Genomic DNA, 21,237 nt, shown 5'->3' with positions numbered 1-21,237 from the left:
AGCGGTGCTCCTTACTGCTCGCCCTGCGCCTGGCGCAGGGCCTCGGCGGGAGCGGCCTTGCCCGTCAGCGCGATCTGCACGGCGTTGTAGATCTTGGTTGCCGCCTTCGGCCAGTCGGGGCCGAGAATCGCGGTACGCGAGCGCGCGGTCCGCACGGTCGTGACGAACGGGGCGAGCGCCGGGTTCTCCTTCCCGGCCTGCTCGGCGACCTCGGGGTTGGACGGCACGTTCTGCTTGATCCTCGCCGTCTCCAGCTGTTTCTCCGGAGAGACGAGACATTTCACGAACTGCCCGGCCTTGGCCATCCTGGCCTGGTTCCCGGTACGCGGCACCGTGAAGACCTCACCGCCGAGCGGGGCGACCGTGGCCTGCGAGGCGTCCCGCTCGGGGATCGTGAAGGCCCCCCACTTCACGTCCTGCTGCTCCCGCAGCGCCGGGATCTGCCACGGCCCGTTGACCACCATCGCCGCCTTGCCCGCGATGAACTGGTCGATCACGTCGTCCTGGCTCCAGATGATCGAGCTGCGCGACATCGACCCGTCGTTCTGCAGATCGACCAGGAACTGCAGCGCCTGTACGGTCGCCGGCGTCGTGATGTCCTGCTCCGTGCCCCCGTTGCCCCACATGAACGGCAGGAACTGCCAGGTGCCCTCGTAGGTGTTGATGGTGCTCATCGCGAAGCCGTAGCGGCCGGGCCCGGTCAGCCTCTTCGCGACCGCGCGCAGCTCGTCCCAGGTCCTGGGCGGCGTCGTGATGCCGGCCTGCCGGAACAGGTCCTGGTTGTAGAAGATGCTCAGCGTGTTCACGGCGGGGGCCAGCCCGTACAGCTTGCCCGCGTACGTGCCGGCCTTGACCACGGCCGGCACCATGCCCTCGCCCGTGACGCCGTAGTCGGACAGCGGGGAGAGCGCGCCGGACTCGGCGATCTGCTGCACGTCGGGGTTGTCGAGCATGAGCACGTCGGGCAGGGTGCGTGAGGAGCTCTGCTGGAGCACCTTGGGGATCAGCCCGGGACCGGCGACGTGGCTGATCTCGATGGAGACGCCGGTGCTGCGCGCGCACGAGTGGTAGATCGGGTCCTGGGCCTCGTCGTAATAGTCCTGGATGGTCAGCAAGTTGGGGGATTCCGTGCCGGAGGCGGCCGCCCCGCCGCACGCGGTGAGCGTGAGCGGGGCGAGCAGCGCCGCCGCGACAGCCACTTTGGGCGCCTTTCCCGGGCGCTTCTGTGCTGTCTCCATGTGAAGACTCCTGTCCCGTTGACGCGGGTCGCGGAAATCGGCCGTGGAGGGCTTGCGAGCAGGGGAGATGGTGTGATGGGCCAGGCAGGCGCTGATCGATCAAAGCGCTTAACCGGCGTTTGCTTGTTGTGTATGTTGCGCCGATCTGTCTGTGATGTCAACAACAAGTTAAGCGTTTTGCCGAAGGTCGCGGGGATATATAGTCGCAGTGCCCGGTGCTCCTCATGAAAAGAGCTGGCATCCATGGTCACGATGCGCGACGTCGCCGCGCGGGCGAACGTCTCCATCGCCACGGTCTCCTTCGTCCTCAACGGCACCAAGCGGGTCGCGCCGGAGACCCGGGCCCGGATCGAGGCGGCCATCGAGGAGCTCAACTACCGGCGCAACGTCGTGGCCCGGGCCCTGGCCAGCTCGCGCACCCGCATCCTCGCCCTGCTCCACCCCGACCTGGAGTCGCGGGCGAACGCCACGGTGATCCAGTTCGTCATGGGCGCCGCGCACGGCGCCCGCGAGCGCGGCTACGACCTGGTGCTGTGGCCGGTCAACGACGACGAGCAGATGTCACACCTGCTCGCGGGCGGGCTGGTCGACGGCGCGCTGCTCATGGAGGTGCAGATCCGCGACTCCCGGGTCGAGCGGCTGGTGGCCTCGGGGATCCCGTTCGCGCTGATCGGCCGCACCGAGAACGACGACCTGCCGTACGTCGACATCGACTTCGCCGCCACGATCCGCGAGGCGGTCGCCCACCTGCGCTCCTACGGCCACGAGCGCATCGCGCTGATCACCGACCGCGCCAAGGACGGGCCGGGGCCTGGCCGGATCATGCGCGTCGAGTCGGCCTACCGCGACGCGATCGCCCCGCTCGGCGGGCCGCCCGTGGTCATCGCGGTCGACAGCACGTCGGCGGGCGGGCGGGAGGCCGCGCGCACGCTGTGCGAGGAGCATCCCGGGTGCACCGCCGCCATCCTCGTCAACGAGGGCGCCTCGGCGGGGCTGGCCAAGGGGGTGCGGGCCGCCGGGCGCACCGTCCCCGGCGACCTGTCCATCATCTCGGCGTCCACCACCCGGGAGCTGGGCGAGATGATCGAGCCCGAGCTGACCGTCATGGCCGCGCCTGCCGCCGAGCTGGCCCGCCTGGCCGTGGACGCCGTCATCGACCAGCTCGAAGGCGTTCCCGACGCGCCGCCGCGCACGCTCATCCCGTGCACGCTGGTGCCGGGGGAGTCGGTCGGTCCCGTTCGCTGACCCCTGTCGCCGTTCGTGACAAATGACCAGAATGAGGAGACATTTCCTGTTCTCTTCAGCCACTCCATGCTCAGCGTTCACACGAGCGCCCCAAGGTGCCCGGGGGCCGCCTGACCGGCGCCCCTGAACGTCTGAGAAGGGACTGCACCCGATGCAGCCAACGGCATCACGAAGATTACGGAAGCGCGGGCGGCTGGCCATTGCCGCAACGCTCACCGCGCTGCTGGTCAACACCCTGGTGACGGCGGCGCACGCCGACCCGGAGCAGCAGGAGCGCGGCAGGCCGAGCCCGACGCCCACCCCCACCGCCTCACAGACGCCGCCGGCGCTCACCCCCGCCGACGGCTCCTACCTCGAAGGCACGGTCAAGGCCGCGGCAGTCCCGGCCACGGCCGGCGACAGCGTCACGAAGCTCGCCATCGACGACGCCGCGATCGAGGGCGCCACCCGTACGGTGGGCGTCTCCAAGCTCGCCTTCGACGTCGGCTCGAACTCCACCGAGGCGCAGTACCACAGCTACGTGCTGGTCAACGGCGCGTACAAGGTCGAGATCGGCAACTACGTCAGCCAGCGGGTGACGCTGGACATCCCGAACGAGCACCTCGTCAAGGGCGAGAACACCGTCGAGATCGTCGTCGGCGCCATCCAGTCGTCCTGCGGCACCAACTACGACGACTTCGTGCTGTCGGACGTGGGCCTCCAACTGCTCGGCGAGATCGCGGACGGCGAGGACAACCCGTACACGTTCTCCTTCGGCGACGGGAGCTGCGGCACGAACACCTCGCTGCTCAAGCGCGCCACCCTCACGTTCTTCACCCAGTCCGACCCGCGGGGCACCACCGGCCTCACCGCGGACGTGGACACCACCGAGCTGGCCAACGGCACGCACGTGCTCAGCGCCACCACCGCGGCGGGCGTCACGGTCAGGAACACCGTGACCGTCAACAACGCCCCGGCGGGCGCGCCGCGGCTGATGCCCACGGACGGCACCCTGGTCGCGGGCACCAAGGCCGTCTTCGCGACCGTCCCGGCGGGCAGCTCGGGCGGCGTCAGGAAGCTCACCGTGGACGGCGAGGAGCCCGTCACGAAGGCCACCCTCGGCAACGGGGCCGCGATGCTCGCCTTCGACGTGGGCGCCGACGCGCTGGACGACAAGTACAACAACTTCCTGCTCGTCAACGGCAAGCGCATCGACCTCGGCGGCTCGTACTCGGGCGGCCGCGCGACCGTCGCCGTGCCGGCCCGCTTCCTGACGCCGGGCGACAACACGATCAAGGTCGTCACCGGCGACTACAAGGAGTCCTGCGGCAACGACCGCGACGACTTCACGATCTCCAACCTGGCCCTGACCCTCGACGGCGCCACGGTGACCGGCCAGGGCGTCGAGCCGTCGTACACGATGGGCGACGGCGCCTGCGGCGACAACCAGGCGGCCAGGCCCGAGGCCGAGCTGCGCTACACGATCGACGCCCCCGCCGTGCACCTCGTCGAGACGCTCGGGTCCGGTGAGGCGAAGCTCAGCTTCAACGTCGGCAGCAACTCGATCGAGGCCCGTTACCAGAGCTACCTGCTCGTCAACGGCCAGAAGATCGTCGTGGACGGCGACTTCGTCAGCAAGCGCGTCGACCTGACGATCCCGAACGAGTACCTGGTGCCCGGCTGGAACACGATCGACTTCGTGGCCGGCACCTTCCCCACGTCCTGCGGCAACAACCGCGACGACTACGCGATCTCCAACTTCGTCCTGACCCCGGCGCAGGGCACGGCCACCGGCCAGATGCTGAAGAGCTCCTACAGCATGGGCGACGGCAACTGCGGCGACTCGGTCAACCCGCTGACCGAGATCGACCTCCAGTTCCTGGTGGACGCCCCGGCCGGCGGCCTGCGCGCCGACCTCGACACCACGGCCGTCAAGGACGGCAAGCACACGCTGGCCGCCGAGTCGAGCACCGGCGAGAGCGCGACCCGCCTGCTCATCACCGACAACTCCGCGCCCAGGGTGTCCAGGAGCGTCCCGGCCGAGGGCGAGAAGATCAGGGCCACGGTCGTGCTCGACGTCAAGCTGGAGGACGCCTCCGGCGTGGTCTCCGGCCCCGACGTCAAGCTCGACGGCCGGCCGATCCAGCCCGGCGCCCAGGTGGGCCCGGGGCTGAAGGCCGGCGCGCACACGCTCTCCGTGACCGGCGCCGACGGGCTCGGCAACACCGCGACCCGCGAGATCGTCTTCGAGTCGGCCGGCATCCCGGACGTGCCCGCCGAGCTGAGCCCGGCGCTGGGCGCCGTGGACGTGTCGGACCCCGCCACCCTCTCGGCCAAGGTGGCCGAGCCGGACGGCGGCCAGGTCACGGCGACGTTCTCGCAGGCCGAGATCCTGACCCCGAACGAGGTGTACCAGGGCACGGCCAAGGCCCTGCCGACCACGCTCCGGGTGCCCGGCGAGAAGAAGGCCGGCGCCCGCGGGCTGGACCCCGCCGACGGCCGGACGCTCGACGCGCCCGCCGGCCAGGACCTCGTCTACCAGCGCTTCGACGTCCAGGTGAAGGGGCACGCGGACGCCCCCGTCCTGCGCTGGGAGGGCTCGATCGACCCCGAGCGGCTGGCGTCGCTGCGGGTCTGGAACACCAGGGCCAAGGCCTGGGACCTGCTGACCAGCTCCCGCGGCGCCCCCGAGGGCAAGACCGCCCTCACGGCCGTCGTGGACCCGAAGTACATCGACCGGCAGCAGGTCCACGTCATGGTGACAGGTGAGGACCCGTTCGCCGACGACATCGAGCCGGGCGACCCCAACGGCTTCGCCGACCCCTCGACGTACGACTTCTCGATCGTGCACTTCACCGACACGCAGTACATCAGCGAGGGCGCGGTGGAGCAGGAGACGGCCGAGGAGCGCGCGGTGTGGGAGTCCGCCTACGCCGGCATCGTGAACTGGATCAAGGAGAACAAGGACCAGCGGAAGATCTCGTACGTCGCGCACACCGGCGACATCATCGAGAACAACATCCGCAAGCCCGCCGACGAGTCCATGCAGCGGCAGATCGCCGGCGAGTTCGAGGTCTCCTCGAAGCAGCAGCGCGTGCTGGACGACGCCGGCATCCCCAACGGCGTGATCGCCGGCAACCACGACAACCAGTCGGGCACCGAGGAGGGCCCGGGGGCCCTCTACAACCAGTACTACGGCCCCTCGCGCTACCAGACCGCCTCGCAGGGCTGGCAGCACGCGGAGTACGGCGGCCCGTGGAAGGAGGGCGACAACCAGAACCACTACGACCTGTTCTCCGCGGGCGGGCTGGACTTCGTGGTGGTCGGCCTGTCGTACGGGGTGACGAGGGACGAGGCCGAATGGGCCGACTCGATCTTCAAGAAGTACCCCAACCGCAACGGCATCCTGCTCTCGCACGACTACATCGTGCCGAGCACGAGCCCTGACGGCCGCGGCGCCGGATTCGCCGCCCCCGACGGCTCGATGTTGTACAAGACGGTCGTCGAGAAGAACGCCAACGTCTTCCTCATCCTCGCCGGCCACGAGCACGGCGTGGGCACCAACGTCAAGCCGAAGGTGGGCCAGGTCGGCAAGGGAGTCGTCGAGCTGCTGGCGGACTACCAGTTCTACACGGTCTCCGCCGACCGGCTCGGGCTCACCGAGATCGGCGGGTACAACCCGGCCGACCAGCTCCAGTTCGGCGCGAGCTTCCTGCGGATGCTGCAGTTCGACGTCAAGCGCTCGGAGCTGATCGTCGACACCTTCTCGCCGCTGCTCAACGAGTTCGGCGCCACCGAGTACGACCCGCTGCGCCGCTACAACGGCCTCGAGGACAACATGGTGCTGCCCGTCGACCTCACCTCGCGGACGACCACCCTGCAGACCGACTCGCTGGCGATCTACAAGCCCACCCGGGTCATCGGGCGGGACAGGGTCGCCTCCGGCCAGGTGGCCTCGGTGAAGTGGGACAGGCTCAAGGACGACACGGCCTACGCCTGGTTCGTCACGGCCCGTTCCGCCGGCGGCGGCGTGACCGCCTCCGAGCCGAGCGTCTTCGTCACCAGGGACGAGCACGGCCGCCCCGGCAGGTGGGACGCCGACTCGCCCATGCACCGCTGGTTCAACCACTAGTTCGACCGGCCGCCCCGGGCCGTCAAGCCCGGGGCGGCATCCCCTCTGGAGACCCGACATGCTGCGCTGGCTGCCCGCCTTCGTGTTGCCGGCCGTCCTGCTGTTCCCCGCCCCCGCCGCCGCTCACGACGCGACCACGACCGCTCGCGCCGAGGTGACAGGCGCAGGGGTGAACGTGCGGGTCGTGCTGGACCTCGAGTACGACCTGCTGATGAAGTCGGCCTGGCTCTACGCCACCGCCTACGACGCCAAGGAGCGGGCCGAGCAGCTTCGCCAGCTCCGGCTCAACCGCGACGCCGTGGCCGCGTACGTCACCGAGCGCTTCGCCGTCGCCTACGACGACAGGCCCTGCGCCCCCACCCTGACCCGCGACGCCGACGTGCGCCCGCGCGAGAAGAAGACCTTCGCCGTGCTCACCTTCGCCTTCGCCTGCCAGGGCGAGCCCGGGGGCACGCACGCGATCTCCAGCGCGCTGTTCCCGGACGCCGAGACGTTCGTGCACAGCACGGAGACGCTCGTCCGCTACGACCTCGGCGGCGAGCGCGGCTCCGCGGTCCTGGTCGCCGAGAGCCCGACGCTCAAGGTCGGCGAGCGCGCGGAACCGGGCCGGACCGGCGGGCTCTTCCTGCTCGGCGCCCTGCTCGTGCCCCTCGCCGCGCTCTTCCCCCTGCTCAGGCGGCTGCGCCGGTAGGCGGATTTGTCGGGGAATCTCCCGAGGTTAGCGGCGAACGCGCCCGTTGTGTTCTGCTGATCCTCGGGGGAGGGGCGTGAGCAGACGGTTGGGCCGTTCGTTGCGGACACGGCTGGCGCTGTGGGCGAGCATCACGATGTTGCTGCTGAACGTCGTCGTCAGCGCCTTCGTGCTGTTCGGCATCCGCAACGAAGTGGCCGACATCAAGACGCGGGACGTGGCGGGCAAGGCCGTGCGCGTCCTGCTCATGGTCAAGCGCAACAGGCTGCCCCAGATACTGCCCCAGTACGGGCTCGACGGCATCCAGGTCGTGGACCCGCGCGGCCGGCCGGTCGCCTCGACGCCGAACCTGGCCGGCGCGCCGCGCCTGACGAGCGAGATCCCGCATCACACCCAGGCCAACGAGGTCACCAGGCTCTGCGACCTGCCGCGCTTTCCCGGCGAGTGCAAGGTCGTCGTGGTGCTGGTCGCGTTCCAGCCGGAGGGGGAGTGGCTGATCTACGCCTTCGACCCGGCCGTGCCCTGGTACGTCGACCCGCAGGTGATCGCGTTCCAGGCCGCCGTGACGGCCGCGCTGGTCGCGCTGGCGTGGTTCGGGGTCTCCCGCGTCGTGGCCAGGACGTTGCGGCCGGTCAGCAGCATCACCAAGCGGCTGGCCGAGATCAGTGCGGGCGGCGGCGGGATGCGCGTGCCCGTGCCCGAGACGGACGACGAGATCAGGGCCCTGGCCGAGACCGGGAACCGCACGCTGGAGCGGCTGGAGTCGGCGCTGCGGCAACTGCAGGTGGCGATGGAGCGGCAGCGCCAGTTCGCCGCGGACGCCTCCCACGACCTGCGCAGCCCCATCACCGCGATGCGCGCCCAGATCGAGGACGCCCTGCTCCACCCCGAGGACACCGATTGGCCGGAGACCGGCACGGAGGTGCTGGCCAGCCTGGAGCGGCTCCAGGCGATCGTGGCGGACCTGCTCACGCTGAGCAAGCTCGACGCGGGCGCCCCCGACGAGCGCGAGCCCCTCGACCTGGCCGACCTGGTGACCGCCGAGACCGCCAGGCCGCGCGCCAAGCGGGTCGTCACCACGCTGCAGACCGGCGTGGTCGTCGACGGCGACCGGCTGCAACTGGCCCGCCTGCTGACGAACCTCCTCGACAACGCCGAGCGGCACGCCGAGTCGCAGATCATCGTGACCCTGCGGCGCCAGGGCGAGGAGGCGGTGCTGGAAGTGGTGGACGACGGCACGGGCATCGCGCCCGAGCACCGCGAGAAGGTCTTCGAGCGCTTCACCCGCCTGGACGCCTCGCGCAGCCGCGACGCCGGCGGCACCGGGCTCGGCCTGCCGATCGCCCGCGAGATCGCGACGGCGCACCTGGGCACGCTGACCATCGAGGACTCCGACACCGGCGCCCGGTTCGTGCTCAGGCTGCCGGTGCAGGAGGCCTGACGCCGGTCAGCGGTGGAAGGCCAGGCTGGCGACGGGGTGCTCGCCCTCGGTCTGCAGCCGGTACTCCTCGCCGGACTTGGCGCGGTTGTCGTCGATGATCCGCTCGGAGGGCGCCTTCTCGCCGCCCATCAGCGCCTCCTGCATCTTCTCGAAGCGCTCGTGCGCGTCCTGGACGTACCCGGTGCCCAGCGTGGTGTAGTCGATCTGGGTGGAGATCAGCTCGCGCAGGTAGGCCTTGTTCGGCTCGAACGTCACCGGCTGGGGCAGCTCCGGCGCGCACACCTGCTCGGGGTCGCGGCCGTCGTGCTTCTTGAACAGCTCCGCGGCCAGCCGCAGGTGCTCCAGCTCCATGTTGAGGTGCAGCTCCCAGATGTTCTTCACCTTCGGGTCGGACTCGGTCTCCATGAACGAGTGGTACAGGTAGCACTCGTTGTACTCGTGGTTGAGCAGCATCTCCCACCAGCTCTCGCCGGGGTCCACGAGCGACTCGTAGTGGGTGACGTGCTCCTCCTCGATGAGGCCGATCTCCTGGTAGAGCTGCCGCGCGATCGGCTCCATGTAGGTGGGGCCGACGTTCATGTAGAAGTTCATCGTCTGCTGCTCGGCCGACATGATCGTCAGGGCGTGCAGCTTGCTGATGGGCGCGGTGTTCTCGCGGTCGTAGGGCTCGCGCACGTTGTCCACCGGGTCACGGTGGTGCAGGTACGTGGGGCGGCCGGGCATGACCTCGGTGAGCCCGTCGACGATCTTCTCGGCCTTGCGGTGCTCGATCATCTCGTACAGGTTGGCGTACCGGTAGAGGTGGTCGAAGTCCTCCAGCACGCCGAACTGGTAGGCCTGCTGCAGGTACGGATCGGGCTCCATCCGCGCCACCCAGGCGGTCAGGTCCACCGCCACCTGCTCGTAGGCGATCGTGGTCTCCAGCACGGAGGCCAGGCCGGGCAGCAGCCAGTTGACCACCTTCTGCTGCTGCGCCTCGATGTAGCGCACCCTGGCCAGGTGCTGCTTGATCTCCAGGTCGGGGCAGTGGCGGGCGAGCTGGTGGCTGAACAGGATGGCCTCCACCTCGATCCCGTTCATGGTGATGATCCGGCACCGCGTGTACGGGTCGGCGTGGTCCGGGTCGATCGGCGTGACGTTCAGCTCCCGCCAGTTACGCAGCTGCTTGTCCAGCGGGATGCCCCGTTCACGCAGTGGATTGAAGGTCATGTCCGTGAATTCCTTCGCGCTCGTCGTCGGCGTGCGACCTGCCCGCCCGCCCTACCCGAGGCTTCCCGGTCCAATCTCTGGGCGCTCCCGCCGAAATCCCCGCACTCGGTAAGGATCTCTGCGGGAGCGGAGTGACCCCGATCCCGCCGGGTAGGCAGGAGCGTCATGACGAGAACCGCTCCAGAGACCATGTCCGAGACGGATGTCATCGACCTGCTGCTGGCCCAGCACGCGATGATCAGAGACCTGTTCGACGAGGTCGAGCAGGCGCCCGCCGACCAGCGCGGGGAGGCGTTCACCCGGCTCGTACGGATGCTCGCCGTGCACGAGACCGCCGAGGAGGAGATCGTCCACCCCTACGCCCGCCGCAAGATCGACGGCGGCGACGGCGTGGTCGACGACCGGCTCGAGGAGGAGAACGAGGCCAAGGAACTGCTGACGCGCATGGACGAGGCCGGTCCTGAGGCGCCCGACTTCATGGAGAACCTGCTGATGCTGCGCGCCGCCGTGGAGGCGCACGCCCGCAGCGAGGAGCGCTACGAGTTCACCCAGCTGCGCGGCCACACCACCGAGGCCGAGCGCCGCGCGATGGCGGTCGGGGTCAAGGCCGCCGAGGCCATGGCGCCCACCCATCCGCACGCCGGTACCGAGTCGGCCACCAAGAACGTGCTCGTCGGCACCCCGATCGCGATGATGGACCGGATCCGCGACGTGGTCCGCCAGGCGATGGGCAAGCGGCCCTGAGCGGATGCCCCGCGGGCTGCGGCATGACTGACCGGCGGATGATCGGGGCATGGATCTCCGCACCAGGGTTGCAGGACCGGAGGGAGATCCACATGGACCAGCGGGGCATCGGCGGCAGGGACGTTCGCACCGTTGACGGGCATGGCCCCGTACGCGTCCGCTGCACGCCTCCTGCCGCCGCCGAGCTGTTCGAGATCACCGTTCTGGACACCACGGGCGGCGACGGCGAGGCGCGCTGGCACACGATCGGCTGGGGCGTGGACCGCGGCCACGCCGACAGCATCGCCGAGGCGTACGTGACGCGCCCCCTGTGCCCCTACGACGAGGCGCAGGTGCGGCACAACGGTCACCTGGTGGGGGTGCACCGCCGGCCCGCGTAGCCTCCTACGCCGGCTCCGAGGGGTTGACCAGGTCGAGGCCCTCGATCGCGGCGATCGCCTGCTCCACATGGTCGTACACCGTCACGGCGCGCCCGGCTCCAGTGATCTCCAGCAGCCGGGCCGGCATCGGTTGCAGCCCCGCCACGTGCACGCCCGCGCCGTGGGCGCGGGCGAGCGTGGCGGCGGCGAGCAGGACGGCCAGGCCGGAGCTGTCCAGGAAGGACAGCTCGCTCATGTCGATGATGAGATGCTCGTCCAGCCGCTCGCGCTGCTGGTCGATGTACTCCTCCAGCTGGGCGGACGTCCTGGTGTCGACCTGCCCGGCCACGGCGATCAGCGTGGCGCCGGGGAGATGGCGACAGGTGAGGTTCACGGGCACTCCTGGCGGTGGGGCGGACCGATGGCGGGGTGGACGGTTACCGCGGTATGCCTGCCGTTGTTCGCAAACTCTATGCCCGTAGATAGATACCTGAAAGACTTTTCGTCATAAGATCTTCATGCTAGGTGTTTCACTCGCCCGTTGAGGGCCAGGATCGGGGCGAAGAGGCGAAGGACGTGAGCTCAGCCGACGACCGAGCGTCCAGTTGGACGTTCCTCACCCACCATGCCCGCGTGCTCGTGGAGATCGCCCGCAACCCCGACATCCGGCTGCGTGACATCGCCGCGGGCATCGGCATCACCGAGCGGGCCGTGCAGAACATCGTGCGCGACCTGCACGACGGCGGTTACCTCAGCCGCGACAGAGTCGGGCGGCGCAACCGCTACAGCCTCAACCTGGAGCAGCACTTCCGCTACCCGACCGAGGCCGGCCTGCCGATCAGGCTGCTGATCGACATGTTCACCCAGCACGACCTGTCCCACGACCGCAAGGCGGACGAGCTCAGTCCCGATCGTCCATGACGCCGTACGCGGTCGCCCTGAACAGGAACGAGGCCCACGAACGGTAGGGCCGCCAGGAGTCGGCCAGCTTCCTGTACGCCGACGGCGGCGCGTCCTCCGGCAGCCCGTACGCCTCGCGCAGGATCGCGAACAGCCGCGGCTCGTCCCCGGGGAACGCGTCGGGCGCGCCCGCGCCGCGGATCAGGATCAGACCCGCCGAGAACGGCCCCACGCCGGGCAGGGCCCGCAGCTCGGCCAGGGCCTCCTCGGGGGCGAGCGAGCGCAGGTGCTCGGTGGTGAGCAGGCCGTCGACCGCCGCCCTGGCCAGGCCGCGCACCCACTCCTCCTTCTGCGCGGGCAGCCCGAGGCCGCCCGCGTCGAGCAGCGAGACGGGCGGCGGGAAGGCGGTGAACGGCTGCCCGTCCACCTCGACCCGCGCGCCGTACCGCTCGGCGATGCGCTGTTTGATCCGGGAGGCGATGAGCATCGAGGAGCGCTGCACGATCACCGCCCAGCAGGCCGCCTCCCACGGGCTCCAGAAGCACACCGGCCGCAGGCCCGGGCGCAGCCGCTGCAGGTCGCCGAGCACCGGGTCGGCCTCGCCCAGCTTGGCGAAGCCGGCGCCGTCCACGTCGAGGGAGAGGATGCGCGCCACCTCGCCGCGGATGCCCGGCCCGGCCGGGCGGGTGGTGGTGACCGCCACCCCGCCAGGCGCGCCCGTCACGGTCACGCCGATCGGCCGCCAGTCGGACTCCGCGCAGTACGCGAAGCGCAGCGCCCGGCCGTCGGAGGGCAGCGCGCTCGTGGCCGGCCAATCCTCGACGAAACGCAGCGAGTCGGCGAAGTCGAACGGGCCCTCGGCGGTGAGCGTGAATCCGTGCGTGGTCATGCGCGTATGGTAGGCGGCCCGTACGACTGCAGACGGCAGCTGATCTCGATGCCGCAGGCGCAGCACGACCCGGCGTTCGGGGCGGACTTCCGCGCCCGGTACCTCGACGAGCAGCGGCGGCGCGACCGGCTGCCGTTGAGCGGGCGGTGGCGCGGGGCGAGCTGCCCCGCCGGTCTCGACGTGGCGGCCGAGACCGATCGGCTCGTGGGGCGCTCTACTACCGCGTGCTGGTCACCGACGAGCCGATCGGGCGCGCGTACACCGATCGGCTCGCGGACGACTTCCTGCGCCGCGTCGTCAGCGGGCGCGCAACGCCTGGGTGAACCAGGCGAGCGCCGGGGCCAGGGGCTCCGGCGGCCGCCAGCCGTTGATCACGGCCAGGAGCCGGACGTACCGGTCCCAGCGCGGGTCGCCGGCCGCCTCCAGCCGGGCGGCCAGCTCGGCGCGGGCCTCACCGCAGGTGGCCAGGAGCGCCGCGACGTACGGCTCGGCCTCGGGGGACGCCGGGTCGATGCCGGCCGCCAGGGCGGGGGCGGCGAGGTCGCGCGCCATCGCGGCGGGCTCGGGCCGGATGACGGGTCCCGGCGCGCCGGTCCGCCCGGCCGCAGCCGGCGCGTCCTGCCGAGCGGCGTCGGGCGTGTCCCGTCGAGCGGCCTCGGGCGTGTCGCGTCGAGCGGTGTCGGGCGTGTCGCGTCGAGCGGTGTCGGGCGTGTCGCGTCGAGCGGTGTCGGGCGCGTCGCGGACGGTGGCTGCCGGGTCCCCGTGCCGGTCGGCGGCCAGGAATTCGGCCATGCGGCGGATGCTCGCGCGGAAGTCCGGGTCGCTGGACAGCTCCGCCAGCCCGACCCAGGCCTCCACCTGCTCCGGCTCGGGGTCGTCGGGCAGCTCGGGGGTAAGCGAGGTCATGGCCCCCGCGAACGCGGGATCGCGGCCCAGGCCGCCGAACGCGGCGGCGAGGAAGTCGCCGATCAGGTGGTGCCTCTCGGCCTCCGACAGTTTGGCGAGCTCGTGCATCAGTTCCATCTCCTCCGGGGTGGAGCCCCGCCCGGCCACGACCGTCAGCACCGCCCGCCGCAGCCGCAGCGTGCGGATCTGCGCCGCCAGGGCCTCGGCGTGCGCCGCCGCGACCTCGGGCAGCGACGCCTCCCGGTCCACGACCTTGCGGATGGTGGGCAGGTCGAGCCCGAGGTCGCGCAGCGTGCGCACGAGGTCCAGGCGGGCGGCGGCGGCGCGGTCGTACAGGCGGTAGCCGGCGGGGCTGCGGCAGGTGGGTGGCACGATGCCCGCGTCGGAGTAGAACCTGACGGTCTTGACCGTCAGCCCGGTGCGCCGGGCCAGGTCGCCGATCGAGTAGAGCGTGTCCCCGTCCATGTGCTCACTCTGGCGTCTCCCCCCGCTGGAGACTCAAGCGGCGTCGTAGAACGCGCGCGGGTCGCCGGACAGCGACGCCTTGACGTGCGCGGACCACGCGTCCACCACGACCTCGTACGCGCCCGCCTCGACGCCGTCGAGCGCCGCCCGCGCGACGTCCGCCGGGTCGAGCAGCTCGCCCTCGTAGCCGGCCATCATGTCGGTGTCGGCGGCGCCCAGGTGCACGGCGGTGACCAGCGTGCCCTGGCCGCGCAGCTCCAGGCGGGCACCGTTGGTCAGGCTCCACGCGGCTGCCTTGGCCGCGGCGTAGGCGTTCGCGCCGTCGTAGGAGAACCAGGACAGCGCCGAGAGCACGTTCACGATCGCCCCGCCGCCGCCCGCGGCCAGGACGGGGGCGAAGGCACGGATCATGCCGAGCGTGCCGTAGAAGTGGGTGTCCATCTCCAGGCGGATCTTGTCCAGGCCGCCCGTGACGAGATTCGTGTAGGTGGCGATGCCGGCGTTGTTGATCAGCAGGGTCACGTCCCCGGCCGCCTCCGCCGCCGCGGACACCGACGCCGGGTCGGTGATGTCCAGCCGCAGGGTCTCCACGCCGGGCAGGTCGATGCGCTGGGGGTCGCGCGCGGTCGCGTACACCTTCTTCGCGCCCCGCTCCAGCAGCTGCCGGGCGAAGTGGCTGCCGATGCCGCGGTTGGCGCCGGTGACGAGGGCGACGGATCCGGAAATGTTCATGGTTGTCTCCTGAGAGAGGTGCTGTGCGGATACGCTAAAACCTGACGTTGACGTCAGAGGCAAGTGGTGTGAGGGGGATCACCATGCGGATCGGCGAGCTCGCCGCCCGGACAGGGGTGAGCGTGCGCGCGCTGCGTTACTACGAGGAGCAGCGGCTGCTCACCTCGGAGCGCAGCCCCAGCGGGCAGCGCGTGTATCCGGACAGCGCGGTGGACCGGGTGCGGATGATCCAGCACCTGTACGCGGCCGGGCTGCCGAGCCGGTCGATCGAGCCGCTGCTGCCGTGCGTGATGACCGGCGAGGTGACGCCCGAGCTGCTGAAGCGGCTGCGGGCCGAGCGGCAGCGCATCGAGGGGCGGATCGACGACCTGGTCCAGACCCGCGACAAGCTGGACACGATCATCTCCGTGGCCTCCGCCTACGAGGGGCGGACCTGTCCCAGGTGAGCGCGTAAGGTGCAGAATTCCAGCATGGCCGGGACCGCGTTCGTGCTCGGTGGCGGCGGCGTGCTCGGCGCGCACGAGGTGGGCATGCTGCAGGCGCTCGACGAGGCGGGCATCCGTCCCGACCTCGTCGTGGGCACGTCCGTCGGCGCGCTGAACGGCGCCGTCATCGCCGCCGACCCCGCCGAGGCCGTCGCCAGGCTGACGGGTCTGTGGCAGTCCGACGTCGTCCGTACGGCGTTCGCCGGGTCCTGGGTGTCCCGGCTGTCCACGCTGGCCAGGACGGGGACCCACCTGCACCCGATGGGCCCGTTACGCGCGGTGCTGAGCAGGACCGTGCAGGTCTCGCGGATCGAGGAGCTGGCCGTCCCGTTCCAGTGCGTGGCGGCCTCGGTCGAGCGGGCGGCGGCGCACTGGTTCACCGGCGGGCCGCTGGTGGAGGCGGTGCTGGCGTCGTGCGCGGTGCCCGGGTTGCTGCCGCCCGTCGTGATCGGCGGCGAGCACTTCTACGACGGCGGGCTGGTGCACAGCATCCCGATCGGGCGGGCCGTCATGCTCGGCGCGAGCCGGGTCTACGTCCTGCACGTCGGCCGCATCGAGCGCCCGCTCTCGCCGCCCAGGCGGTTCTGGGAGGTGGGCATGGTGGCGTTCGAGATCGCCCGCCGGCACCGCTTCGCCGAGGACCTGGCCACGCTGCCGCCGGGCGTGGAGGTGCACGTGCTTCCGTCAGGAATCACCGAGCCGCTCTCGCCGCTGCGCCATCGCGACGTGTCGCAGATCTCGGCCTGCATCGACCGGGCCTACCAGGCGTCTTCCAGCTATTTGCGGAACAGGGCAGGATGAAGGAAGACCCCTGAAGGAGGCCCGGGTGCTCCCACCTCGGATCCTGCGCAGGCTCGTGCTGGCGCCCCTGGTCATCGTGCTGACCGTGTTCATGGTGGTGACGCTGCCGTTCTGGCTGGTCGTCGCGGCCGCCGCCGCGCTCCGCCTGCCGCCGCCGCAGCGCAGGAGCGCGCGGTTCGTCTGGTTCGCGACGGTGTGGCTGACGCTGGAGTCGGCCGTGCTGGTCGCCTGCGCGTGGTTGTGGGTGGCGGGCGGGGCCCGGCGGCAGGAGCACCACTACGCGCTGATCAAGTGGTTCCTGGAGAAGGTGTACACGACCGCGGTGCACATCTTCCAGCTCCGCGTGGACATCGAGGAGCCGGAACCCGCGGACGAGGAGCCGGCGGGCCGGACGGCCAAGCCGATCATCGTGCTGTCCCGGCACGCGGGACCCGGCGACTCCTTCCTGCTGATCCATCATCTCCTGGAGCGTTACGAGCGCCGGCCGCGCATCGTCATGAAGGCCGCGCTCCAGTACGACCCCTCGCTCGACGTGATCATCAACCGGCTGCCGAACGCGTTCGTCCCCCGCAAGTCCGGGCGCACCCTGGTGATCGAGGAGATCCGCCGCCTGGCCGCCACGATGAGCGGCCAGGACGCCCTGGTGATCTTCCCCGAGGGCGGGAACTTCACCCCGCGCCGCCGCCAGAAGGCGATCACGCGCCTGGAGGAGAAGGGGTTGCTCGCCGAGGCGGGGCGGGCGCGCGGCATGGACCACCTGCTCCCGCCCCGCCCGAACGGCGCCATCGCGGCCATCGAGGCGTGCCCGTCGGCGGACGTCGTCTTCGTCGCGCACACCGGCCTGGACGACCTGGTCACGCTCCACGACATCTGGCGCTACCTGCCCATCCGCGCGCACATCACCGCGAAGTGGTGGCGGGTGCCCGCCACCGCCATCCCGCGCGGCCGCGAGGATCGCATCCTCTGGCTGTACGACCACTGGGAGCGGATCGACGAGTGGATCACGGCCCAGCGCATGGCCGCCAGGCCCGGCTGAACCCGAGTCTTGGTGGGGATTCGCCCCACATGCCCGGCCTCCGGCGTCTATGTTGATCTCTGACACCAGGAACATGGATGCCGACGGGGAGGCATTGATGGACGAGGGGCCCCAGAGGATCGACAGGGCGGCGGAGCTGGCCCGCATCGACACCTCCGTCCCGCACCCGGCTCGCGTGTGGGACTACTGGCTGGGCGGCAAGGACAACTACGCGCCCGACCGCGAGGTCGGCGACGAGATCGTGAAGATCATGCCGGACCTGCCGGTCAACGCCCGCGCCGAGCGGGAGTTCATCGGCCGCGCCGTACGCCACCTGGCCGGCGAGTGCGGCATCGCCCAGTTCCTCGACGTGGGCACGGGCATCCCGACGGAGAGCAACACCCACGGGGTGGCGCAGGCGGTCAACCCCGCGGCCCGCATCGTGTACGTCGACAACGACCCGATCGTGCTGGTCCACGCCCGCGCCCTGCTGGTCGGCACCGAGGAGGGGGAGACCGACTACATCGACGCCGACCTGCGCGAGCCGGAGGACATCCTGCACCAGGCCGAGCGGACGCTCGACTTCTCCCGCCCGGTCGCGTTGATGCTGATGGGCGTGCTGGAGTTCGTCCCCGACGCCGAACAGGCGCACGCCTCGGTGGGCACGCTGCTCAAGGCGCTGCCTCCGGGCAGCTACCTGGCGGTCGCCCACAGCCTGAAGTGCCCGCCGATGGACGAGGCCGCCGCCCGCTGGAACGCCTCCGGCGCGACCCCGCTCACCCTCCGTACGGAGGAGGAGCTGCTCGCCTTCTTCGACGGCATGGAGCTCGTGGAGCCCGGTCTGGTGTCGCTGCCGAAGTGGCGGCCCGAGCCCGGCACCAGCTTCACCGATCGCGAGGTGTTCCAGTACGGCGCCGTCGGCCGCAAGCCGTAGCCCCCACCCGGGATCGCCGTGCGCCGCGGGCGTTCCCCGCATCGTGCCGGGCGGCGAGGTCGGCCGCGGGTGTTCACCGCACCGTGCCGGGCGGCAGCGTGGGCAGGTTCGCGGGCGGGCCCTGCTCGATGAGGCGGAGCAGCGCGTCCGTGTCCAGGTGCCGCTCGACCAGGTCGCCGAGCGCGTCGAGCCGCTGCTCGCGCAGCCCGGCGAAGTCGGTGGCGGGGTCCGGGACGAAGTCGCGCCCGGCCCGCGCCGCCACGTCGGCGAGGAAGGCGCGGCGGAAGCCGTCGTTCTCCAGGACGCCGTGCCACGTGGTGCCCCAGACGTCGCCGACCCGGCAGCCGTCGAGGAACGGCTCGCCCCCTTCGACCGTGGCCACCCCGTGGTGGATCTCGTAGGCCCGCACCGGCTGCCCGTAGGCCGTCCCCTCGGGCCTGGCCAGCCGCTTCTCCCGCCCGAACGTCACCCGTACCGGCAGGATCCCCAGCCCTTCGACGCGTCCCGTCCCCGACTCGACCCCGTCCACGATCTCGTCGGCGAGCATCTGGAACCCGCCGCAGATCCCGAGCACGGGCCCCTTCCTGGCGCGGACGGCCGCCGCCAGGCCGGTCTCCCGCAGCCAGGCCAGGTCGCGGACCGTGGCGCGGGAGCCGGGCAGCACGACCAGGTCGGCATCGTCCAGCTCGACCGGATCGGTGGCGAAGCGCACCACCACGCCCGGCTCGGCGGCCAGCGCGTCCACGTCGGTGAAGTTGGAGATCCTGGGCAGCCGCACGACCGCCACCCTGAGGGTCTGCCTGCCGTACGGGCCGCGCACGGCGACCTGGCGGTTGTCGAGGGCCAGTGAGTCCTCCACGTCCAGCCAGAGCCCGTCGAGCCAGGGCAGCACCCCGTACACCGGACGCCCGGTCAGCTCCCTGATCATGTCGAGCCCCGGCTCCAGCAGCTCCTTCGCGCCCCGGAACTTGTTCACCACGAAGCCGGCGACGTGCGACTGGTCGGCGGCGTCCAGCAGGCCCACCGTGCCGTAGAAGGCGGCGAAGACCCCGCCTCTGTCGATGTCGCCGACCACGATCACCGGCAGGTTCGCGGCCCTGGCCAGGCCCATGTTGGCGATGTCGCCGCGGCGCAGGTTGATCTCGGCCGGGCTGCCCGCCCCCTCGCAGACCACCACGTCGTACTGCTCGCGCAGCCGGCCGAGCGCCTCCAGGGAAGTGGTGCGCAGCAGGTCCTTCAGCGCGCCGTACTCCATGGCGTCCACGTCCGCCACCGGGGTGCCCATCAGCACGACCTGGCTGCGGCGGTCGCTGCCCGGCTTGAGGAGGATCGGGTTCATGTCGGCCACGGGCTCGAGGCCGCACGCCTGCGCCTGCATGGCCTGCGCCCGGCCGATCTCGGCGCCGTCGGCGGTGACGTACGAGTTCAGCGACATGTTCTGCGCCTTGTAGGGCGCCACGCGGACGCCCTGGCGGGCCAGCCAGCGGCAGATGCCCGCCGTGACGACGCTCTTGCCCGCGTCCGATGTGGTGCCCGCGACCAGCACAGCCCCCTTGACCATGGGATCACGGTACACGGAGGCAAATTCACGGTAATTCCCCATTTACGAACGCTGTGACTTCTGCCACTCTGGCTAGAACATTGCCCTAGAACGGAATTCTAGATTTCCCTACGGAAAGGGTGGGCATGGTCGGGACGTTCGGTTCGCCGCGTACAGGCACCATCGACGCGCAGTCCCGCGCGCCATTCGGCTGGGCACCCCTCGTGGTGCTCTTCATCGTCGGACTAGTGGACCGGATCGAGCACAACCTCCTGTCGGGCGTGCTCCCGCTCATACAGAAGGAATGGGGCTTCAGCGACACCGCCGCGGGGTCCATCCCCACGGCGGCCGCCCTGGCCGCGGTCGTGGTGTCGCTGCCCGCCGGATACCTGGCGGACCGCTTCAGCCGCACCCGCATCATCGCGATCGTCGTCTTCTGCTGGGCCATCGCCACGCTGGGCTCCGGCATGGCGACCGGCTTCGCGATGTTCTACCTGATGCGCGTGTTCCTGGCCGCCGCCGAGAACATCGACAACCCGGCCGCCGGCAGCCTCCTCGCCGACTACTACCCGCCGGTCAGCCGGGCCAAGGCGTACGGGCTGACGCGGGTGACCACCTACCTGGGCGGCGTCGGCACCCTGCTCGGCGGGGTGCTGGCCGACGCGTTCTCCTGGCGCACGGCGTTCCTCATCATGGTCGTGCCCGGCGTGCTCACGGCGCTGCTCGTGTGGTTCCTGCGCGAGCCGCGCCGCGGCGAGCTCGACCGGCTCGTCGCCACCGGAGAGACGCCGGCGGAGCCGCCGGAGACGTCGGAGACCCAGGTGAAGCCGCAGGACAAGCCGCCGTTCTGGGCGCAGCTCCGTCAGGTGCTGGCCATCCCGACCCTGCTCTTCGTCTGCGCCGGCCTGGCACTGCTCAGCCTCGGCCTGGCCGGCATCTTCTTCTGGCTGCCCACGCTCATGGTGCGCGGCTTCGGCGCGAGCGTCGGCACGGCGGGCTCGATCAGCGGCCTGATCACCATCGCCGGCACGCTGATCGGCACCCTGGTCGGCTCGTGGCTGGGCAGGAAGTGGCACGGCACCCGCAAGGGCGGCAGGCTGCTGGCGGGCGGCAGCGGCATCACGGCCGGCTCGCTGGTGCTGGCCGCGGCACTGTCCATGGACTCCCTCGGCGCGCTGACGATCCTGGTGCTCGTCGCGTGCTCGCTGATGTCGATCGCGATCCCCAACATGACGGCCTGCCTGGCCGACGTCGTGTCCGCCGCCTCGCGCGGCCTCGGGTTCGCGGTACTGCAACTGCTGCTCACGGCCGGCAGCGCGTTCGGCTCGCTGGTCGTCGGCATCGTGTCGGACCAGTCCGGCTCGCTGCTGACCGGCATGTACGTGCTGGTGCTCCCCATGGCCGTCGGCGGCCTGCTCACGCTGGGGGCCAGGGCCTCGTTCGAGCGGGACGCGCGCAAGGTGATGGAGGCCGCCGGCCGCTGACCCGCGGGTGTCAAGGGGGCGTGGCGGCGGCCACGCCCCCTCGGTCTC

The 21,237-nt window shown here is 71.1% G+C and carries 20 protein-coding genes; 13 read left to right on the top strand and 7 right to left on the bottom strand.

Translation table 11 applies throughout. From position 1 onward, the window contains the following. Window positions 1-11: 11 nt before the first annotated feature. Window positions 12-1,238, bottom strand: coding sequence for an extracellular solute-binding protein (locus AB0I79_RS26910; protein ID WP_357877881.1), 1,227 nt, complete (start codon window positions 1,236-1,238; stop codon window positions 12-14). Window positions 1,239-1,481: 243 nt separating this feature from the next. Here AB0I79_RS26910 and AB0I79_RS26905 point away from each other — a divergent pair, with 243 nt between their 5' ends. From AB0I79_RS26905 to AB0I79_RS26890, 4 genes are all read left to right on the top strand, one after another. Beyond that, window positions 1,482-2,483, top strand: coding sequence for a LacI family DNA-binding transcriptional regulator (locus tag AB0I79_RS26905; protein ID WP_357877879.1), 1,002 nt, complete (start codon window positions 1,482-1,484; stop codon window positions 2,481-2,483). Between the two features lie 151 nt (window positions 2,484-2,634). After that, window positions 2,635-6,594, top strand: a complete 3,960-nt coding sequence (locus tag AB0I79_RS26900) for a metallophosphoesterase (protein ID WP_357877876.1) — start codon at window positions 2,635-2,637, stop codon at window positions 6,592-6,594. Window positions 6,595-6,652: 58 nt separating this feature from the next. Next, a complete protein-coding gene (locus AB0I79_RS26895) occupies window positions 6,653-7,285 on the top strand; it encodes a hypothetical protein (protein ID WP_357877873.1) in 633 nt (210 codons plus the stop codon). 76 nt (window positions 7,286-7,361) lie between these two features. Continuing rightward, on the top strand, window positions 7,362-8,726 hold the full coding sequence (locus tag AB0I79_RS26890) for a HAMP domain-containing sensor histidine kinase (RefSeq protein WP_357877870.1): 1,365 nt from the start codon (window positions 7,362-7,364) through the stop codon (window positions 8,724-8,726). 6 nt (window positions 8,727-8,732) lie between these two features. On the opposite strand, the gene AB0I79_RS26885 is transcribed toward AB0I79_RS26890, so the two are convergent. Continuing rightward, window positions 8,733-9,935 carry a hypothetical protein gene (locus tag AB0I79_RS26885; protein WP_357877867.1) on the bottom strand — a complete coding sequence of 401 codons (1,203 nt, stop codon included), beginning with the start codon at window positions 9,933-9,935 and terminating at the stop codon, window positions 8,733-8,735. Between the two features lie 165 nt (window positions 9,936-10,100). On the opposite strand from AB0I79_RS26885, the gene AB0I79_RS26880 reads away from it, so the two are divergent. Together AB0I79_RS26880 and AB0I79_RS26875 are read left to right on the top strand one after the other, a co-directional pair. Further along, window positions 10,101-10,679 carry a hemerythrin domain-containing protein gene (locus AB0I79_RS26880; protein ID WP_357877864.1) on the top strand — a complete coding sequence of 193 codons (579 nt, stop codon included), beginning with the start codon at window positions 10,101-10,103 and terminating at the stop codon, window positions 10,677-10,679. A 92-nt stretch (window positions 10,680-10,771) separates the two neighbouring features. Continuing rightward, window positions 10,772-11,059: a hypothetical protein gene (locus AB0I79_RS26875; RefSeq protein ID WP_357877861.1), complete on the top strand. Its 288-nt coding sequence runs from the start codon at window positions 10,772-10,774 to the stop codon at window positions 11,057-11,059. Between the two features lie 4 nt (window positions 11,060-11,063). Here the strand turns inward: AB0I79_RS26875 and AB0I79_RS26870 are convergent, their stop codons facing one another. Then, window positions 11,064-11,432 (bottom strand): STAS domain-containing protein, encoded by a 369-nt coding sequence (locus tag AB0I79_RS26870; protein WP_357877858.1) that lies wholly within the window; start codon window positions 11,430-11,432, stop codon window positions 11,064-11,066. A 182-nt stretch (window positions 11,433-11,614) separates the two neighbouring features. On the opposite strand from AB0I79_RS26870, the gene AB0I79_RS26865 reads away from it, so the two are divergent. Continuing rightward, window positions 11,615-11,959 (top strand): MarR family transcriptional regulator, encoded by a 345-nt coding sequence (locus AB0I79_RS26865; protein ID WP_357877856.1) that lies wholly within the window; start codon window positions 11,615-11,617, stop codon window positions 11,957-11,959. Here AB0I79_RS26865 and AB0I79_RS26860 read toward each other — a convergent pair. Beyond that, on the bottom strand, window positions 11,940-12,827 hold the full coding sequence (locus AB0I79_RS26860) for a hypothetical protein (protein ID WP_357877853.1): 888 nt from the start codon (window positions 12,825-12,827) through the stop codon (window positions 11,940-11,942). The two genes, AB0I79_RS26865 and AB0I79_RS26860, sit on opposite strands and share 20 nt — an antisense overlap. On the opposite strand from AB0I79_RS26860, the gene AB0I79_RS26855 reads away from it, so the two are divergent. Next, entirely contained in the window at window positions 12,812-13,150 is a 339-nt protein-coding gene (locus AB0I79_RS26855) for a TetR/AcrR family transcriptional regulator C-terminal ligand-binding domain-containing protein (RefSeq protein ID WP_357878268.1), read from the top strand. The genes AB0I79_RS26860 and AB0I79_RS26855 overlap by 16 nt on opposite strands. Here the strand turns inward: AB0I79_RS26855 and AB0I79_RS26850 are convergent. Both AB0I79_RS26850 and AB0I79_RS26845 read right to left on the bottom strand, forming a co-directional pair. Further along, entirely contained in the window at window positions 13,125-14,198 is a 1,074-nt protein-coding gene (locus AB0I79_RS26850) for a MerR family transcriptional regulator (protein ID WP_357877850.1), read from the bottom strand. The two genes, AB0I79_RS26855 and AB0I79_RS26850, sit on opposite strands and share 26 nt — an antisense overlap. Before the next feature lie 33 nt (window positions 14,199-14,231). Continuing rightward, window positions 14,232-14,930, bottom strand: coding sequence for an SDR family oxidoreductase (locus AB0I79_RS26845; RefSeq protein ID WP_357877847.1), 699 nt, complete (start codon window positions 14,928-14,930; stop codon window positions 14,232-14,234). An 83-nt stretch (window positions 14,931-15,013) separates the two neighbouring features. Between AB0I79_RS26845 and AB0I79_RS26840 the strand changes: the two genes are divergently transcribed. The 4 genes from AB0I79_RS26840 to AB0I79_RS26825 all read left to right on the top strand — a co-directional run bounded on the left by AB0I79_RS26840 (window position 15,014) and on the right by AB0I79_RS26825 (window position 18,165). Next, a complete protein-coding gene (locus AB0I79_RS26840; RefSeq protein ID WP_357877844.1) occupies window positions 15,014-15,376 on the top strand; it encodes a MerR family transcriptional regulator in 363 nt (120 codons plus the stop codon). 24 nt (window positions 15,377-15,400) lie between these two features. Then, window positions 15,401-16,216 carry a patatin-like phospholipase family protein gene (locus AB0I79_RS26835; protein WP_357877841.1) on the top strand — a complete coding sequence of 272 codons (816 nt, stop codon included), beginning with the start codon at window positions 15,401-15,403 and terminating at the stop codon, window positions 16,214-16,216. Window positions 16,217-16,241: 25 nt separating this feature from the next. Then, window positions 16,242-17,252 (top strand): 1-acyl-sn-glycerol-3-phosphate acyltransferase, encoded by a 1,011-nt coding sequence (locus AB0I79_RS26830; protein WP_357877838.1) that lies wholly within the window; start codon window positions 16,242-16,244, stop codon window positions 17,250-17,252. 97 nt (window positions 17,253-17,349) lie between these two features. After that, window positions 17,350-18,165 (top strand): SAM-dependent methyltransferase, encoded by an 816-nt coding sequence (locus AB0I79_RS26825; RefSeq protein ID WP_357877836.1) that lies wholly within the window; start codon window positions 17,350-17,352, stop codon window positions 18,163-18,165. 73 nt (window positions 18,166-18,238) lie between these two features. Here the strand turns inward: AB0I79_RS26825 and AB0I79_RS26820 are convergent, their stop codons facing one another. Continuing rightward, a complete protein-coding gene (locus AB0I79_RS26820) occupies window positions 18,239-19,726 on the bottom strand; it encodes a cobyric acid synthase (RefSeq protein WP_357877833.1) in 1,488 nt (495 codons plus the stop codon). Window positions 19,727-19,851: 125 nt separating this feature from the next. Here AB0I79_RS26820 and AB0I79_RS26815 point away from each other — a divergent pair, with 125 nt between their 5' ends. Continuing rightward, the gene (locus AB0I79_RS26815) at window positions 19,852-21,189 is read left to right on the top strand and encodes an MFS transporter (RefSeq protein ID WP_357877830.1); all 1,338 of its coding nucleotides are present in this window, start codon (window positions 19,852-19,854) and stop codon (window positions 21,187-21,189) included. Window positions 21,190-21,237 lie beyond the last annotated feature (48 nt).

Source organism: Nonomuraea sp. NPDC050202 (assembly GCF_040656115.1).
GTDB lineage: Bacteria > Actinomycetota > Actinomycetes > Streptosporangiales > Streptosporangiaceae > Nonomuraea.
The sequence above is the reverse complement of the archived record's forward strand: the minus strand, read 5'-3'. Positions and strand labels throughout refer to the sequence as shown.

Bases quoted from the DNA above. Each gene is read 5' to 3' on its own strand.
- AB0I79_RS26820 (WP_357877833.1), bottom strand. From the start codon at position 19,726: ATGGTCAAGGGGGCTGTGCTGGTCGCGGGCACCACATCGGACGCGGGC.
- AB0I79_RS26900 (WP_357877876.1), top strand. From the start codon at position 2,635: ATGCAGCCAACGGCATCACGAAGATTACGGAAGCGCGGGCGGCTGGCC.
- AB0I79_RS26840 (WP_357877844.1), top strand. From the start codon at position 15,014: ATGCGGATCGGCGAGCTCGCCGCCCGGACAGGGGTGAGCGTGCGCGCG.
- AB0I79_RS26850 (WP_357877850.1), bottom strand. From the start codon at position 14,198: ATGGACGGGGACACGCTCTACTCGATCGGCGACCTGGCCCGGCGCACC.
- AB0I79_RS26910 (WP_357877881.1), bottom strand. From the start codon at position 1,238: ATGGAGACAGCACAGAAGCGCCCGGGAAAGGCGCCCAAAGTGGCTGTC.
- AB0I79_RS26825 (WP_357877836.1), top strand. From the start codon at position 17,350: ATGGACGAGGGGCCCCAGAGGATCGACAGGGCGGCGGAGCTGGCCCGC.
- AB0I79_RS26835 (WP_357877841.1), top strand. From the start codon at position 15,401: ATGGCCGGGACCGCGTTCGTGCTCGGTGGCGGCGGCGTGCTCGGCGCG.
- AB0I79_RS26845 (WP_357877847.1), bottom strand. From the start codon at position 14,930: ATGAACATTTCCGGATCCGTCGCCCTCGTCACCGGCGCCAACCGCGGC.
- AB0I79_RS26880 (WP_357877864.1), top strand. From the start codon at position 10,101: ATGACGAGAACCGCTCCAGAGACCATGTCCGAGACGGATGTCATCGAC.
- AB0I79_RS26860 (WP_357877853.1), bottom strand. From the start codon at position 12,827: ATGACCACGCACGGATTCACGCTCACCGCCGAGGGCCCGTTCGACTTC.
- AB0I79_RS26895 (WP_357877873.1), top strand. From the start codon at position 6,653: ATGCTGCGCTGGCTGCCCGCCTTCGTGTTGCCGGCCGTCCTGCTGTTC.
- AB0I79_RS26875 (WP_357877861.1), top strand. From the start codon at position 10,772: ATGGACCAGCGGGGCATCGGCGGCAGGGACGTTCGCACCGTTGACGGG.
- AB0I79_RS26905 (WP_357877879.1), top strand. From the start codon at position 1,482: ATGGTCACGATGCGCGACGTCGCCGCGCGGGCGAACGTCTCCATCGCC.
- AB0I79_RS26815 (WP_357877830.1), top strand. From the start codon at position 19,852: ATGGTCGGGACGTTCGGTTCGCCGCGTACAGGCACCATCGACGCGCAG.
- AB0I79_RS26885 (WP_357877867.1), bottom strand. From the start codon at position 9,935: ATGACCTTCAATCCACTGCGTGAACGGGGCATCCCGCTGGACAAGCAG.